Source organism: Campylobacter concisus, from assembly GCF_003049705.1.
Classification (GTDB): Bacteria; Campylobacterota; Campylobacteria; order Campylobacterales; family Campylobacteraceae; genus Campylobacter_A; species Campylobacter_A concisus_AR.
The window spans coordinates 20,159-35,691 of record NZ_PIRF01000005.1 but is presented as its reverse complement, the minus strand read 5'-3'; the positions used below and the strand labels follow the sequence as shown (position 1 = coordinate 35,691).

Sequence of the window (15,533 nt, the reverse complement as noted above, 5' to 3'; positions counted from 1 at the left end):
AATTTGAATAAAAGACTTTTGCCAGCCTTAGTCGCCTTTGTCATTGCTATCATCGTTGGCACCTTCTTTTTTTCAAAAGAGGGCGGCGAAGCAAACAAAAACGCTCAAATTTTACTTGAACAGCTAAACAAAGAGGGGCAAAAGAGCCTAAGCCTCGCAGAAAATGGCTCATACACCTCAAAAGATGAGGTCGCACTTTATATCTATAAATTTAACAAGCTACCAAAGAATTTCATAACCAAAAAAGAGGCACTTGAACTTGGCTGGGACGCAAAAAGCGGGAATTTATGGCAGGTAAGTGGTGGCAAAAGTATCGGTGGAGATAGATTTTCAAACCGAGAAAAGAGGCTGCCTGAGGCTGATGGTAGAAAGTGGTTTGAGTGCGACGTAAATTATAATGGCGGCAGGCGCGGCGCTGAGAGAATTTTATACTCAAACGACGGGCTTATCTACTACACGCCCGATCACTACGAGCATTTTTACCTGCTTTATGAGAAGAGGATGCAATGAAAAGCGTGATCTTAGATGCCAAAAAGATGGCTGAAAAAGAGAAGATGCATGAGTATTTTGCTAAGAAATTTGATCTGCCAGAGTACTACGGCAAAAATTTAGACGCGCTCTTTGACTGCCTTTGCGAGATAAATGAGCCAACTCTTATAAAGCTAAAAAACGAAAGTGCTCTGCAAGATGACACAAAAGAGAGCTTGACTCGGCTATTTCGTGATGTTTGCAACGAAAACGAGCTAGTTAAATTTGAGCTTGTAAAAGATGAAAAATGATATTTGGAAAGATTGATTATCTAAATTTACTCCCATTTCATGTATTTTTAAAGGCAGCTCCACTAAGCTCTCAGATAAAAAAGGCTATCGAGTTTAAAAAGGGCGTGCCAAGCAAGCTAAACAGAGCCCTAAACGCTAGAAAGATCGACGCTGCGGTTATCTCAAGCATAGCTAGTAAAAAGGCAAATTTAAAGAAGCTAAATTTTGGAATAGTCGCCAAAAAAGATGTAAAAAGCGTGCTTGTGCGCAAAAACTCAGCCCCAAAGCCAGATCCTGCCTCAGCTAGCTCAAATGCCCTAGCTAAGGTACTTCATCTAAATGGCGAAGTGATCATAGGCGACAGGGCGCTAAAGGCATACTTAAGAGAGGGTAAAGAGTGCTTTTATGATCTTGGTAAAATTTGGCATGAAAAGACAAATTTGCCATTTGTTTTTGGTAGATTTTCTTACGTAAAAAATGGCTCATTTTACAAAAGACTGGTCGCAAAATTTTTACAAAAAAATGTAAAAATTCCAAATTATATATTAGCCCAGTATGCCAAAAGCCGCGACATAAGCGAGCAAGATATCAAGTGGTATTTGAAATTTATAAGCTACAAAATAGGTCCAAAAGAGCAAAAATCACTCAGAAAATTTTTTAAAGAAAATAGATTATTAAAAGTAGCAAAAAGAATTAAATTTTTATAGCTTCTTAGCAGCTGCCAAGAAGCTATAAAATTTAGTGATGCATGTGCATATTAGTTGAGTTATCATCACTCATATTTTGCATCATCATATTCATATGCATCTCACCCATATTTTGCATCATCTTGTGGTGATCGTGCATTGGCATATCTGCTGGCATGTTCATTGGCATATTCATATGCATACCCATCTCACCGTTTTCAGCCTTGTAGCCAGTTATGGTAGGATCAACCATGCCAAATATCATTGCGACGTGTGCGACGATCAAGGCAAATATGAGTAGGAAAAAGTGAAGCTTTAGCTTTGCCTTTTCGCTTGCGTTTTTGTAGATCAAATTTAGCTCTAAAAGCGCGATGCCAAGAAGTGGTATGACGCTGATGAGATATGAGTAGACAGCGATGACATCGGCATATCCACGCCATTTTATACTTGGATAAATTTTTGCCATAAAATAGATCACAAGAGCTGTAAAATAGACCCCAAGCACTATGCCAGCAAATTTGCCAACAGCCTTATAGCCAGCATTTTTACCGCTATCCATGTGATACATAGTGAGAAACTCCATCGCCACTAAAAGCTCCGTAAGCCCCACAGGTATCACCATGAAGAGGATTAGATTGTAAGGTTGATTGAGCGATAAAAGCTCCATGTAGTGTGTCATTACCATTGTAAGTCCTTTGTAAAAAATTTAAAGAAGATTAACGCCAAATTGCTAATAATTATAAAATATCAAGATAACAAATTTAAGCGGATGTTAAATTTACTCCTAGCTTGGCTAAGAGTAAATTTAAGCTAGTCTTTAAACTCGTGTGAGATGACTGGAGAAAATTCTTCCCAATGAAGTTTGGTTTTGATTGTTGGCATCTTGCTTTGAAATGGTTCTTTCTTAAGTGCCGCCATAGCGACACTATCGCCTTTTGGCTTAGCTGGTGCTTCTACGTTTAGTATGGAGCGCTCAAGCTCGATGAAGTCTTTTAAAATAACTGTGTATGATTTAAAGAAATTTGCCTCTTTGTGAGCTAAAAGTAGCTGAGAAAACTCATCTACAAATAAATTTAAAGTTTCAGAAAATAGCTTGTTGCTAATATTTTTTGCATCATTAAACTCATCTTTTAAAAATGTAGCCATCGCCAAAAATATAAATCCAACGTAGTCCTCGCTATCTTTGCAAAGCTCGCTATCACGTCTATATGGGCTTAGTTTTAAACATTCAATAATCCTAAGCCTAGCTGCTCCGTTATCTCTGCCCTCTTCATAAAATGAAGCGCTTAAGGGGATATTTGTAAAGCCAAAAAGAACGTCATTTTGTTCTTTTGAAAATTCTTCAAAGCTAAATTTATCTAAATTTTTAAATGCAGCATCACTATCCTCGCTTAAAGGATTTGCGCTTAAGTATCTTAACTGCTCTTTCCACCTTGAAAATTTCTCATCATTTGTGTAAAAAAACATAGGATATGCTAGAAATTCGTAAAAATATGATCTTGCTTTTATGATGTTTTTATCCATTTAATAAATCCTCTTTCATTGCGTTTATTTGGGCTTGAACCATTAGTTTGGCCTTACAGTCAGCACAGCAGTAAAGCGCTTTTATCTTGACCCTATCGTTGCCAAATCTTGGTTGCATTATAGTTGCGATCTTTTCGACAGCTTTTTTAGTCGCAAACTCTTTTCCGCACTCAACACAGGCAAAAAGCTCATCTCGTGCCAGCTCATTATATGTAAAAAACTCAGGCTTAAGAGAAATTTTTCCAACTTCAAGGCTTATGGTATCTTTTTCAGCACAGCTTAGCTCGCAGTATCCGCAAGCTGTACAAACACTTGGATTAAATAAAATCGAATTTGTCTTTTTATCAGCCACTAGCGCACTTACGTTACAAGCACCAACGCAACTTAGACAAAGTGTACAGCTATCAGTGTTTATCTTGACATCGCCATATCTTATCATCTCGCCGCTTTTTACCACGCCAAGATCTTCGCTACCTACTAAAAACTCGAGTCTTTTTGCAAAAATTTCTCTTTTTGGTAAGGCATATTCGTTTATTGTGTGTTGTGAGTCAGCTATAAAATTTGCCTTTTTGAGCGCATCTTCAAGCTCATTTTTATCTTTAGCGTGATAGATCGCCGTCTCTTTAAATTTAAGCTCATAAATTTGATTTAAGATGCTAATGGCGTCTTTTTCGCCTTTGCCAAGAGTTTTGCTAAATAAAATCGTACTCGCACCACTTTCTTGAAGAAGTGTCAAAAAGTGCGTTTGGCTTAGAAAATGTGCAGCTGAAATGGCAAAAGGTAGGACATTTTCTGGTAGGCTAACGCTAAGATCTTCTAAATTTATCTCTTCTGGCACAATGAGCGCAATCTTGCCTTTATAAAGCTTTGCCACAGCAGCAAATGAGCTTTGTGGCATTAGAGTATAATCAAGTGCGCCACTAGGGCAGACGCTTATGCAGTTTCCACAGTTTGTGCAGTCTATCTGTGAAAATACAAGATGCTTTGTTTCATCTTCTTTTAAAATGGCCACAGTTGGACAAACATCGACACAGCGTCCACAAATTTCATTTCGTCGTTCGTGATATTGACAGATCGAAGAGTCATATTGAGTTAGACTTTTGTACTTAAATTTTGGAGTTTTTTCATTTAAAATTTTAAGCACAGCTTTATCTTCTAGCCCAGCTATCTCGTAACAGCCGCTTTGCTTTAGCATATAATCTCTTGCGTTTTCAACCAAGAAAAAGTCGCAATCAACCTCAAATTCGTCATTTGCTCTAAGTATCAAAACACTAAGTTCGCCAGCTGCGCCATAAATAAATTTCACTTCAAAATGCGTTAATTCAATGACTTTATAGCCATTTTCTTTTAATAAATTTGCTAGCTCCTCACGGCCTGAGTTGCTTACTATTACGACGTTTTTTCCGACTTCTTTTTCGTAATCAACATCCTTTGCCATGTCAAATGCAGTTGCTCTTGCTTCATAAAGCAAAAGTGTATTTTTAGCTTTTTCTAAGACGCTTGCGGTTGTATTTTTTAGATAAAAATTTATCTCAGGTGCGGTAATGTTTGCTTTAAGCTTTGGTGAGTTAGAAACTAAATATTCTTCCTTTTCATTATTTATTTCTATCTGTTCATTTAGCATCAAAGTATCGTCAAAATCGTTATAAAAGCCAAATTCTTTCATAATTTCTCCTATTATCAAAAACAGGCTTATTTTAATATTAATGGGATTAATGGACTCTGAATTTTATATATTCCTTTTTGCTCTAAGGTTTAATTTATAATATTTTTTATGTTAAAATCACGGCTTGGTAAAACTAACTTACTAGGAGTACAAATTGAGCGATTTAAGAGATATCCCACAAGTTGATAAGATTATAAAAAACGAAGCATTTTCAGGATTTGATATAAATTTAGTCACATTGCTTGCAAGGCAAATTTTAAATGAAGTTAGAGCTAAAATTTTAAATGAAAATGCAAATTTTGCGTTGCAAGAAATAATAGATTTAATCCTAAACGAATATCATAAATTTAATGAATCAAGCCTTCAAAGAGTACTAAATTTAACTGGTGTGACCGTACATACAAATCTTGCTAGAAGTGTCATCGATAAAGAAATTTTAAGTCGTGCAACTCCGGTAATCACAGGATATTCTAACCTTGAATACAACCTAAAAACAGGCAGTCGTGGCAACAGATACGACTATATCGGTGAGATGATCGCAAGAGCATTTGGTTTTGAAGACGCCATCGTTGTAAATAATAACGCAAGTGCTGTATTTTTAGTGCTAAATACTTTTGCAAAGGGTAGGGAGGTCGTCGTTAGTAGAGGCGAGCTAGTCGAGATCGGCGGTAGTTTTAGGGTGCCTGAGGTGATGGCAAATGCGGGCTGCTTTTTGAAAGAGGTTGGCACGACAAACAAAACTAAGCTAAAAGACTACGAAGAGGTAATTAATGAAAATACGGCGATGCTTGTAAAGGTTCATCGCTCAAATTTTGACATCGTGGGTTTTAGCGAAGAGGTTACAGCAAATGAACTAAGTAAATTGGCATATGAGCAAAATTTGATAGATTATTTTGATCTTGGCAGTGGATTTTACGGAAATTTGCCGTTTAACTTAGACAAAAATGAGCCAGATCTAAAAAATTTAAAGGATGTTTCGCTAGTTAGCTTTAGTGGTGATAAACTGCTTGGTGCGGTGCAGTGCGGCATCATTGTCGGCAAAAGAGAGCTCATAGCAAAGCTTAGAAAAAATCAGCTTTTAAGGATGCTTCGCGTAGATAAAGTGATCATCTCGCTTTTGGCTGAGAGCATGAAAGCCTATTTAAACAAAGAATTTGAGCTAATCACAACGCAAAAACTGCTTCACAAAAGTGTAAAAGAGCTTGAAAACTTAGCAAATTTTATAAATAAAAATCTAAAAACCCCGCTTGAGATAGTTCGCACACAAACCTTTGTAGGAGGCGGTGCGATGCCAAATAAAAAGATCCCAAGCGTGGCTTTGGCGGTTAGTGGTGACGCAGTTTTAAATGAGCAAAAATTTAGGCAAAAAAAGGTGATCGGCCGCATAGAAAATGATAAATTTATGCTTGATCTAAGATCGCTTTTGGATGATGATGTAGAAACGCTAATAAAAATAATAAATGAAACGGAAGAAAAATGAGTCTAATAATAGGAACAGCAGGGCATATCGACCACGGAAAAACCGCGCTTATAAAGGAGCTAAACGGCTTTGAGGGAGACAATCTTGAAGAGGAGAAAAAGCGTGGCATAACGATCGATCTAAGCTTTTCAAATTTAAGTAAAAATGATGAGAATATCGCCTTTATCGACGTGCCTGGGCATGAAAATCTCATAAAAACGATGATAAGTGGCGCGTATGGCTTTGATGCGTGTTTATTTGTGGTGGCAGCAAATGACGGCCTTATGCCTCAAAGCTTGGAGCACCTTGAAATTTTAAATCTCCTTGGTGTGAAGTCTTTGATAGTAGCGCTTACAAAGTGTGACCTCGTAGATGAAGCGACTATAAATTTAAGAAAAAAAGAGATAAGAGATGAAATTTCTAAATTTAAAAACCTGCAAATTTTAGAAATTTTTGCCGTTAGTATAAAGGATAAGGCAAGTATCGACGAGCTTAGAAACTACCTCTTTACGCTAAGAGCTAAAAAACGCGATGAAGAGGGCGTTTTTAGATACTACATCGATAGGGTTTTTAGCCTAAAAGGTATCGGAAATGTCGTGACTGGCACCGTGATAGAGGGAAGCGTTAGTAAAAATGAGAAGCTTTTTGACTACGACGCTGGCAAAGAGGTGCTAGTAAGAAGCGTGCAAAGCCACGATAAATTCGTAGAGCGTGCCGGAGTTAGCAGCCGTGTGGCGCTTAATCTAACTGGCATTGAGCTTAGCGAGCTAAAAAAGGGGCAGCTACTTAGCAAAAAGGGTTTTTTTAGGGGTTTTAGAGAGGTTGATGCGGTCGTAACTGCTAGAAATCTCATCCACTCTCAAAGTGTAACATTTTGCGTGGGCGCTAAAAATGTCCCTGCAAAGGTGCTGATCCTTAGCCAAAAAGATGATAGTTACTTTGTTACCTTTAAATTTCAAAGCGATATGTTTTTGAAATTTGACGAGGCCTTTGTGCTTATCTCAGATGCACGCGTGATAGGCGGTGGCAGAGTGCTAAATCCTGTGCTTGAGCCACTAAAAAAAGCTGGCAAAATTCTCTTTTTGGCTGCACTTTTAAAGCATGATTTCATTGGAGCATTTTCTATACTTAAAGAAGCCCACAAAAATGGCTTTGGCATTATCTCTTCTTATCAAAGATTTGGTCTAAATCACGAAGAGGCCGTAAATGTGGCTAAAAAAGTCTCAAACGTCTTTGTCGATGAAAAGGCTTTAAATATCTACGATCTAAGCGCGGTTGAGCGGATAAAATCTGTGGTTAAATTTATGATAGAAAAGAACGAATTTGCCGTTTTCTCAGCTCAAAGTATAAGCCTAAAGCTTGCTTGGGCTAGTCAAAATTTGGCTCAAAAAGCACTTGATGAGCTTGAGAGAATAAATTTAATCGCTAAAAATGATGGCGTCTATACAAAAAAGGGCGTTGATATTAGCAAACTAAAAGTAAGGCTTGAAGAGAAAATTTATGAAATTTTAGAAAGCGGAAAGCTAGCTCCAACGGCACCTTATAATATATATGATGAGCTGGAAATAGATAGGCTAAGTGGCGATAATGCACTTAAAAAACTTACTGCAATGGGCAGAGTTGTAAGGCTGGAGCATAACCTTTTCATCACTAGAAATTCGCTAAAAATGGCACTTGATAAGCTAAGAGAGATCATCAAAAATCAAGGCTTTGTAAATGTCACAAACGCCAAGGATGCACTAAATTTAAGCAGAAAATATGTTATCGCTTATCTTGAGCAGCTCGATCTTGAGAGTGACATAATGAAGCAAGGAAATGATAGAGTCTTTCGTGGTTAGTATTCATTTACAAAAAGCAAATATAATCCGCCAAATTTTTAAAAAGGAAAAAAATGAAAAAAGTGGTTTTAGCCTCAATAATAGCGGCAACTAGCCTAATGGCAGCTAGCAATAAGCAAATAGAAGATTTTTACTCAGAAGTTTTTAAAAATCAAAATATCGATGGTGTTAATGTAAAAGTCGTAGAACGCACTAAAATTTTAGATGATATAGAAAAAGTAAGCTTAAAATTTAGCAAAGGAGATATGTCTCAAGAAGATGTGACTTTTGTTAAGGGCGATCTTATGTTTCCTGATGTTGTAAATTTAAAGGAGCAAAAGTCTTATTTAGCTGAAGAAAAAAAGGTAATCGCAGAAAAGGCAGCACTTGATTTAGTAAAATCACTAGCTAAAATTTATAAAAAGGAAGACAAGGCAAATGTTATAACTCTTGGCAATGATAGCAAAAAGCCAACTCTTATCATGTTTTCAGATCCTGAATGCCCATATTGTAGAGCCGAGCTAGCAAAGATCGAAACGACATTAAAAGACAATAATGTTGAAATCATCCTAACTCCAGTGCATGAACTATCATCTTTGCAAAAAAGTGCTTTGATCTATAAAGATATAAAAAATGCAAAAAGTGATAGCGATAAGGTTAAAATTTTAAGAAAGTATTTTTCTGAAGATTATAACGTAGATGAAAAAAATGTTAGCAAAGAAGAGAGCGACAAGATCGATACTTTACGTAAAAAATATTTCTCTGCCGGCGTTAGATCAGTGCCATTTATCATAAACAAAAGTGATCTAAAATAATCTTTTCTAGGGAGCTCTCCCTAGAATTTCTACTACAAATAAATTTTATAAATTTAAAGTATATTTAACTATATTTTTAATAAATACTTAACATTCTTAATTAAACTTTTATATTTACTTTGCTTAACTTAGAAATATGCTAAATTTACATAGTTTAACTTTAGGGTCACGAAAGCCCTAAACTAGGCTATTTGCATATTCATAGAATTTAAAATATGCAAATTTAAAAGATCAATGAACCAAATTTCTCAAAAATTTTTGAGGCATAAGGAGAAAAAATGCAAGGATCAAGAAGAGATTTTCTCAAAAAATCTCTAAAAGTCGGTGCTGCCGGCGGAGTACTCGCAGTCTCAGCCGTAGCAAAAGTGACTAGTAATGACTTGGCTCCTGATGACAATGGCGTTGTCGTAGGCAAGTCAAACAAAAAAGAGGTGCTTTATAAAAAAAGCAAAAATTGGGAAACCTACTATAAAATCGCATACTAAGGGAGATAACCATGAGTGATGCACGTATAGGAAGACGTTCATTTTTGAAGCTAGCCGCACTAGGTGCTGGCACCACAATGGCTTTTGGACAAAATGATACGATAAGACACGCTAGCGCAGAGGAGATAAAAGATCCTTTCCCTGGCTCAAAAAAGGTTAGAACTATTTGTTCTATATGCTCAGCAGGCTGTGGTATCGAGGCTGAGGTACAAGATGGTGTTTGGGTTCGCCAAGATATGGCGATGTTTCACCCGATATCTCAAGGCTCACACTGCTCAAAAGGTATCGATCAGATCGATCTTACACACAGCAAACAACGCATCAAATATCCTATGAAAAAGGTTGATGGCAAATGGCAAAGAATTTCATGGGATCAAGCCGTAAATGAGATCGGCGATAAGATGCTTCAGATCCGCAAAGAAGATGGTCCTGATAGTGTTATATTCTTAGGATCTGCGAAATTTAACAACGAGCAAGCATATTACTTTAGAAAATTTGCTGCGTTTTGGGGCACAAACAGCAACGACCACGTAGCAAGAATTTGACATAGCGCAACAGTCGCCGGTGTGGCGAATACTTGGGGTTATGGCGCGATGACAAACCACTTTGGAGATATGGCTGCAAATTCGAAATGTATATTTATAATAGGTGCAAACCCAGCTGTGGCAAACCCAGTTGGCGGCATGAAGCACACTTTGCAAGCAAAAGATAGAAACAACGCAAAGGTGATCGTAGCTGATCCAAACTTTACAAAATCAGCCGCACACGCTGACCTTTATCTAAGACAAAGATCAGGCACTGATATAGCACTTGTTTATGGCCTCATCCACATCATCTTAAAAAATGGCTGGGAAGATAAAGAATTTATAAAAAATAGAACTTATGGTATCGATGAGATAGCAAAAGAGGCTGAGCACTGGACACCAGAGGTCACATCTGATGTTACAGGCGTGCCAGTTGATAAGCTAATGGAGGCTGCAAATATCCTAGCTCACACAAAACCAGGCACTGTGATCTGGGCACTTGGCATCACTCAGCACTCAGTTGGTAGCTCAAATACGAGAATTTTACCTATCCTTCAACTAATCCTAGGCAACATGGGCAAACCAGGCGGCGGCTGTAACATCATCCGTGGTCACGACAACGTTCAAGGTTCAACCGATATGTGTAACCTCTCAGATAGCTTGCCAATGTACTACGGACTAACCGATGCAGCTTGGAAATATTACTGCCAAGGCTGGGGTGTTGATTATGATGAGTTTATCAAACGCTTTGCAGTCTCAACTAAAGAGCCAAAACAAGGCGGCACACCAGTTAAAAACACTGTTTTTGAAGAGTATTATTACCACGATCCTAAAAATCCAGAGGATAGAAACTGGAGAAATGAAAAAGGCTGGTCACTTTCAAAATGGTGGCAAGGCGTCTTAAAAGAAGAAAATACCTTTAGCAGTGGCGCATTAAGAGTTCTTTGGGTTCAGGGAACTGGTCTAACATCTATGGCACACCTAGCTAAAATTCAAGAAGCAGCTTCAAAACTAGATATGATCGTAGTTGCTGAGCCATTTGTAAATGAAATTTCTATCCTTTCAGATAGAAAAGATGGCGTCTATATCTTGCCAGTGGCAACTGCCTTTGAAAACGAAGGTCACTTAAACGCTACAAACCGCTCAGGTCAGTGGAGAACAAAAGTCGTTGATCCGCTTTATGAGAGCAAGGGCGATCACGAAGTTATGTTTGCATTTGCTAAGAAATTTGGCTTTTATGATGAATACGTAAAAGGCATGAAGATGGCTGTCGTAGATAGAGAGCTAAAACAAGTAAAAGATGACTTTGTATGGCCAGATGATGCGACAAATGAGATAGCAAGGGTTGGAAATTCTATCGGTTATGGCGGCAGAACTGCTGAGATGTTTAGACGTCACCAAGCAAACTGGGATAAATTTGACCCAGATACGCTAATAGGTCTTGGCGGCGAAGTAAAAGGCGAGTACTACGGCAAGCCATGGCCAGCATGGGATGAAAAACACCCTGGCACACCGATACTTTATGATATGAGTAAGCCTTATGCAGAGGGTGGCTCTGGCTTTAGAAACCGCTTTGGACTAGAGCATAACGGCGTTAGTCAGCTAGCTAGCGAAGAGGCAACTTTAGTTGGCTCAGCTATAAAAGGTGGCTACCCACAAATCACAAAAGATAATATAGAAAAAGTCCTAGGCATCACTCTAACAGAAGAGGAGAAGGCTAAGATAGGACCTAGCTGGAGCATGGACTACAGCGGTATCATATTAGAAAAATGCCGTGAAAAAGGCGTCGTGCCGTATGGTAACGCAAGGGCTAGAGCTATCGTTTGGGAATTCCTTGATCCTATCCCAAAACATAGAGAGCCTATCCACTCACCACGCTGGGATCTTGTCCAAAAGTATCCGACATTTGATGATCAAGCTAGAAATTTCCGTGTTTCTACTAGATTTAAGTCAGAGCAACAAGCAAAAGACTGGTCAAAAGAGTTCCCTATCGTATTTAGTACGCAACGCGTCGTAAATTTAAGTGGTGCGGGAATGATAGAGAGAACTAGTAAATACCTCTCAGCTATCACGCCTGAGATGTTTGCTAACGTTCACCCTGAGCTTGCTTTAAAATACGGCATAAAAGATCGCGATATGATGTGGATCCACAGCCCGCAAGGCACGAAGATCAAAGTAAGATGCTACCACAGCTATATGGTCACTCCAGATAGAATTTGTATGCCTTACAACTTCGCTGGCGTTATGCAAGGTGTTGATCTCTCAGCTCGCTACCCAGAGGGCACTAAGCCTTATGTTATCGGCGAGAGCTTTAACACAGTTACAAACTACGGATTTGACCCTGTTACTCAAATTTCAGAATTTAACGCAGGTCTTTGCCGCATAGAAAAAGCTGAGGAGAATGCCTTTAAAACATCGTTTTATCACGAGTATGGCGAGAGAGACGCCTTAGGTAAAGAGTAAGGAGAGAAAAATGGCAAGAATGAAATTTTTTGTAGATACTAATAGATGTATCAGCTGCTATGGATGTCAAGTCGCTTGCTCTTCTGCTCACGAGCTTCCAGTAGGAATTTATAGAAGAAAAGTCATTACGCTTCACGATGGTATCGAAGGTAAAGAGGTATCAACTACTATCGCATGCCAGCACTGCACCGACGCACCTTGCGAGCAAGTTTGTCCAGTTGATTGCTTCTACATTAGAGCTGATGGCATCGTGCTTCACGATAAAAACAAGTGCATAGGCTGTGGATACTGCTTATATGCTTGCCCATTTGGTGCGCCACAGTTCCCTAAAGACGGGGCATTTGGCGTAAAAGGCGTAATGGATAAATGTACTATGTGTGCAGGCGGTCCAGAGCCAACTAACTCACACGAGGAGAGAGAGCTTTATGGTCAAAACAGAATGGCTGAGGGTAAAGTGCCTATGTGTGCGGCTATCTGCTCTACAAACGCGCTTTTAGTTGGCGACGCAGCCGATGTGTCAAATGTATACCGCAAACGCGTTATGCTAAGAAATACAGGACTAAATGTCTAATATTCAGAGGAGGGCACTTTGCTCTCCTTTAAATTTTTATATTTCATCTAAAATTAAACCATCTTTGCAATTTTAGAATTTAATTTATTACTCTTTTTATAAAGCTATTCTTACATTTTTAATACAAATTTTTAAATTCACGTTAGATAAATTTCTAAAAATTATTTGTTATTTCAATTTGGACTATTTTATGATAATCGTTTTTATTTTAATCAAAGTAAAAGATTGATAATATTCGAACAAAATATATTTTACAGGTGGTTTAATTAATGAGTAAATTTTTTAAATTTATGCTTATTGTGTTGTTGCCAGTTTGGCTAATGGCAAAAAATGATGACTACACACAAGTCGCAGCTCAGATAAAAGAGTCATTACAAAAAGTAATAACAGAGTACAGAGCTGGCAACGTCGAGCAAGCAGTTAGCGATACTCAAAACGCTTATTTTGGTTTATTTGAAGATGTCGAAGCTGGCATCAGAATAAATTTAGGTCAGAAAAAAGCTTACTCTATGGAGAAGCAGTTTGGTGAGATCAGAAAGGCGATAAAAGCTGGCGAAGCACCAGATGATGTGCAAAAAAGAATAGATCAGATAAATAGCGAAATCGCTGAAGTTTTACCAGTTATTTTAAATGGACATAAGCTTGTTGGTGAGTATTCAGATACCCCAGCACAAGCTGCTGCAAGTGGCTATGACACTTCTAAATTTATCCCTGAGTGGAAGGTGGCGTTTGAAAATTTATCAGCCGATCTAGATAAAGCCATAGCAAGCTACGAGGGCGATAAACAAGATGATGCTAAAAATTCTATCCAAGATGCTAAATTTAATGATTATAGAAACACTCAACTTGAAATAGCTGTTCGCCAATATATAGAAAATGGCAAAAGCATAGATGCTGACATCCAAAGAAAGATGGGCGAAGCGATCAGTGGCATCACAAATGGCATAACAAAAGATGACTTTAAAGTAAAGCTAGAAGAGATCAAAAAGCTAGCTTATGACGCTGTCTCAAAACTCCCAGCAGATACTGCAAAACTAGCAAAAGTTGATATGAGTAGCGCAGCATCTAGCGATAGTAGCGAAGATAGCGGCACAGATTACACTCAAACTGTTAAAAACATAAATGACAAAATTCAAGCAGCCATCGCACTTTACAAAAGTGGCAATAGCGCTAAAGCTATGGGCGATATCCAAGACATCTACTTTGATGAGTTTGAAGGTAGCGGTATGGAGAACAAAGTAGGTGCGATAGATGTAAATTTAAAAACAGCTATCGAAGCTACATTTGGCAACCTCGTAGCCCTTATGAAATCAAGTGCAGATGAAAAAACTCTTCAAGAAAGCGCAAGTAAGATGTCATCTCAGCTAGCAGCCGCACTTGAGAAAACTAATGGTTCAAGCTCACCTTGGACGCTATTTATCTGGGCGCTAACTATAATTTTAAGAGAGGGCTTTGAAGCTCTTATCATCGTTGCAGCCGTCGTTGCATACCTTGTAAAAACTGGCAATGCAAAAGCTATGGGTAAGGTCGTATATAGCTCAGTTGGCGTGGCTGTCATCTTAAGTTTTGTTATGGCGTGGATCATGAACGTCATCTTTGGCGAGGCAGCAGGTCAAAAAAGAGAGCTTATGGAAGGCATCACAATGCTTGTTGCAGTGGGACTTCTATTTTATGTTGGTTTCTGGCTTCTTTCAAATGCTGGCGCTAAAAAATGGAACGACTACATCAAATCACATGTATCTGAGTCTATCTCAAGTGGCTCAAGTACAGCGCTGTGGTGGACTGTATTTTTAGCGGTATTTAGAGAGGGCGCTGAGACAGTGCTATTTTATCAAGCACTTATCTTTGACGCAAAAGACTCAGCTGGCTACTCAATGATCGCAGCTGGCTTTGTCGTAGGTCTTATCGTTCTTTTGATAGTCTATTTCTTATTTAAAATTTTCGCTGTTAAAATTCCTATTAAACCATTTTTTATATTTACATCAGCGATCATCTTTTATATGTCGATCGTCTTTGTTGGCAAGGGCGTTGGCGAGCTAGTTGAGGGCAAAATTTTCATCCCAACTATCATAAAAGGACTTAGCTTCCCTGACTGGATGAGAGATTGGCTAGGACTTCAGCCATATTACGAGAGCTTAGTACCTCAAATCATTATGGTGCTTGCCCTAGTTATAGGCATCGTTATCATGAAATCAAAACAAAATAAAGATTAATTTTATCTAAAGGAGAAAAGATGAATAAAATTCTTAGTTCAGCTCTAGCACTTAGTTTAGCAGCTGGTTTTGCACTTGCTGGAGAGCATCCAATTGGTGAGCCTGTAGAGGCTAATGGAATGGAGATAGCTGCTGTTTATCTAGAACCAATCGACATGGAGCCAAAAGGCGTTGATCTAGCTCCAAGTCTAGCTGACCTTCACTTAGAAGCTGATATCCACGCTGTAAAAGGCAATAAAAACGGCTTTGGCGAAGGCGAGTGGATCCCATATCTAAAAATCAACTATGAGCTAAAAAACCTTGATAATGGTAAAACTAAAAAAGGTACATTTATGCCTATGGTTGCAAGCGATGGCCCACACTACGGTGCTAACATAAAAATGGATACAGGTGTTGGTAACTATGAGCTTAAATTCCACATCGACAATCCAGAAAAACAAGGCTTTGGTCGTCATGCTGACAAAGAGACTGGTGTTGGTAAATGGTTTGAGCCTTTCACAACAACTTATAAATTTCAATGGACAGGTGGTCCTGTTAAATAATCACCAGGGG

Annotated in this window: 14 protein-coding genes and 1 pseudogene; 12 read left to right on the top strand and 3 right to left on the bottom strand. The window is 38.4% G+C overall.

Annotated elements, in window-relative coordinates; genetic code table 11:
- Window positions 1–3 precede the first annotated feature (3 nt).
- From CVT05_RS06410 to CVT05_RS06400, 3 genes are read left to right on the top strand one after another with little or no spacing between them, the layout of a single operon-like run.
- On the top strand, window positions 4–510 hold the full coding sequence (locus CVT05_RS06410; RefSeq protein ID WP_107698216.1) for a ribonuclease domain-containing protein: 507 nt from the start codon (window positions 4–6) through the stop codon (window positions 508–510).
- A complete protein-coding gene (locus CVT05_RS06405) occupies window positions 507–779 on the top strand; it encodes a barstar family protein (protein ID WP_107698215.1) in 273 nt (90 codons plus the stop codon). Before CVT05_RS06410 ends, CVT05_RS06405 begins: the two co-directional genes overlap by 4 nt.
- On the top strand, window positions 776–1,465 hold the full coding sequence (locus CVT05_RS06400; RefSeq protein WP_107698214.1) for an MqnA/MqnD/SBP family protein: 690 nt from the start codon (window positions 776–778) through the stop codon (window positions 1,463–1,465). Before CVT05_RS06405 ends, CVT05_RS06400 begins: the two co-directional genes overlap by 4 nt.
- 31 nt (window positions 1,466–1,496) lie before the next feature.
- Here CVT05_RS06400 and CVT05_RS06395 read toward each other — a convergent pair whose 3' ends face one another.
- The 3 genes from CVT05_RS06395 to CVT05_RS06385 all read right to left on the bottom strand — a co-directional run bounded on the left by CVT05_RS06395 (window position 1,497) and on the right by CVT05_RS06385 (window position 4,634).
- Window positions 1,497–2,129: a DUF6803 family protein gene (locus CVT05_RS06395; protein WP_072593896.1), complete on the bottom strand. Its 633-nt coding sequence runs from the start codon at window positions 2,127–2,129 to the stop codon at window positions 1,497–1,499.
- A 125-nt stretch (window positions 2,130–2,254) separates the two neighbouring features.
- Window positions 2,255–2,968, bottom strand: a complete 714-nt coding sequence (locus CVT05_RS06390) for a molecular chaperone (RefSeq protein ID WP_107698213.1) — start codon at window positions 2,966–2,968, stop codon at window positions 2,255–2,257.
- Window positions 2,961–4,634, bottom strand: coding sequence for a 4Fe-4S binding protein (locus CVT05_RS06385; RefSeq protein WP_107698212.1), 1,674 nt, complete (start codon window positions 4,632–4,634; stop codon window positions 2,961–2,963). The genes CVT05_RS06390 and CVT05_RS06385 overlap by 8 nt, the downstream gene beginning before the upstream one ends.
- A 154-nt stretch (window positions 4,635–4,788) precedes the next feature.
- Between CVT05_RS06385 and selA the strand changes: the two genes are divergently transcribed.
- The 9 genes and pseudogenes from selA (at window position 4,789) to CVT05_RS06340 (ending at window position 15,523) form a co-directional block, all read left to right on the top strand.
- The gene (gene selA / locus CVT05_RS06380) at window positions 4,789–6,114 is read left to right on the top strand and encodes an L-seryl-tRNA(Sec) selenium transferase (RefSeq protein WP_107698211.1); all 1,326 of its coding nucleotides are present in this window, start codon (window positions 4,789–4,791) and stop codon (window positions 6,112–6,114) included.
- Window positions 6,111–7,931, top strand: a complete 1,821-nt coding sequence (gene selB / locus CVT05_RS06375; protein ID WP_107698210.1) for a selenocysteine-specific translation elongation factor — start codon at window positions 6,111–6,113, stop codon at window positions 7,929–7,931. The genes selA and selB overlap by 4 nt, the downstream gene beginning before the upstream one ends.
- 53 nt (window positions 7,932–7,984) lie before the next feature.
- Window positions 7,985–8,725 (top strand): thioredoxin domain-containing protein, encoded by a 741-nt coding sequence (locus CVT05_RS06370; RefSeq protein ID WP_103644342.1) that lies wholly within the window; start codon window positions 7,985–7,987, stop codon window positions 8,723–8,725.
- 278 nt (window positions 8,726–9,003) lie between these two features.
- Complete coding sequence (locus CVT05_RS06365; protein ID WP_107698209.1) at window positions 9,004–9,210, top strand: twin-arginine translocation signal domain-containing protein; 207 nt, start codon at window positions 9,004–9,006, stop codon at window positions 9,208–9,210.
- Between the two features lie 11 nt (window positions 9,211–9,221).
- Window positions 9,222–9,482, top strand: a pseudogene (locus CVT05_RS09525) (hypothetical protein); the annotation flags it as partial.
- A gap of 60 nt (window positions 9,483–9,542) precedes the next feature.
- On the top strand, window positions 9,543–12,197 hold the full coding sequence (locus CVT05_RS06355; protein ID WP_234400575.1) for a formate dehydrogenase subunit alpha: 2,655 nt from the start codon (window positions 9,543–9,545) through the stop codon (window positions 12,195–12,197).
- Between the two features lie 10 nt (window positions 12,198–12,207).
- The gene (gene fdh3B, locus CVT05_RS06350) at window positions 12,208–12,768 is read left to right on the top strand and encodes a formate dehydrogenase FDH3 subunit beta (protein ID WP_107698207.1); all 561 of its coding nucleotides are present in this window, start codon (window positions 12,208–12,210) and stop codon (window positions 12,766–12,768) included.
- 269 nt (window positions 12,769–13,037) lie between these two features.
- Entirely contained in the window at window positions 13,038–14,981 is a 1,944-nt protein-coding gene (locus tag CVT05_RS06345) for an FTR1 family protein (RefSeq protein WP_107698206.1), read from the top strand.
- Between the two features lie 20 nt (window positions 14,982–15,001).
- Window positions 15,002–15,523, top strand: a complete 522-nt coding sequence (locus CVT05_RS06340; RefSeq protein WP_085657784.1) for an iron transporter — start codon at window positions 15,002–15,004, stop codon at window positions 15,521–15,523.
- Window positions 15,524–15,533 lie beyond the last annotated feature (10 nt).

Bases quoted from the DNA above. Each gene is read 5' to 3' on its own strand.
- CVT05_RS06365 (WP_107698209.1), top strand. From the start codon at position 9,004: ATGCAAGGATCAAGAAGAGATTTTCTCAAAAAATCTCTAAAAGTCGGT.
- CVT05_RS06370 (WP_103644342.1), top strand. From the start codon at position 7,985: ATGAAAAAAGTGGTTTTAGCCTCAATAATAGCGGCAACTAGCCTAATG.
- CVT05_RS06390 (WP_107698213.1), bottom strand. From the start codon at position 2,968: ATGGATAAAAACATCATAAAAGCAAGATCATATTTTTACGAATTTCTA.
- fdh3B (WP_107698207.1), top strand. From the start codon at position 12,208: ATGGCAAGAATGAAATTTTTTGTAGATACTAATAGATGTATCAGCTGC.
- CVT05_RS06345 (WP_107698206.1), top strand. From the start codon at position 13,038: ATGAGTAAATTTTTTAAATTTATGCTTATTGTGTTGTTGCCAGTTTGG.
- selB (WP_107698210.1), top strand. From the start codon at position 6,111: ATGAGTCTAATAATAGGAACAGCAGGGCATATCGACCACGGAAAAACC.
- CVT05_RS06395 (WP_072593896.1), bottom strand. From the start codon at position 2,129: ATGGTAATGACACACTACATGGAGCTTTTATCGCTCAATCAACCTTAC.
- CVT05_RS06400 (WP_107698214.1), top strand. From the start codon at position 776: ATGATATTTGGAAAGATTGATTATCTAAATTTACTCCCATTTCATGTA.
- CVT05_RS06340 (WP_085657784.1), top strand. From the start codon at position 15,002: ATGAATAAAATTCTTAGTTCAGCTCTAGCACTTAGTTTAGCAGCTGGT.
- CVT05_RS06405 (WP_107698215.1), top strand. From the start codon at position 507: ATGAAAAGCGTGATCTTAGATGCCAAAAAGATGGCTGAAAAAGAGAAG.
- CVT05_RS06385 (WP_107698212.1), bottom strand. From the start codon at position 4,634: ATGAAAGAATTTGGCTTTTATAACGATTTTGACGATACTTTGATGCTA.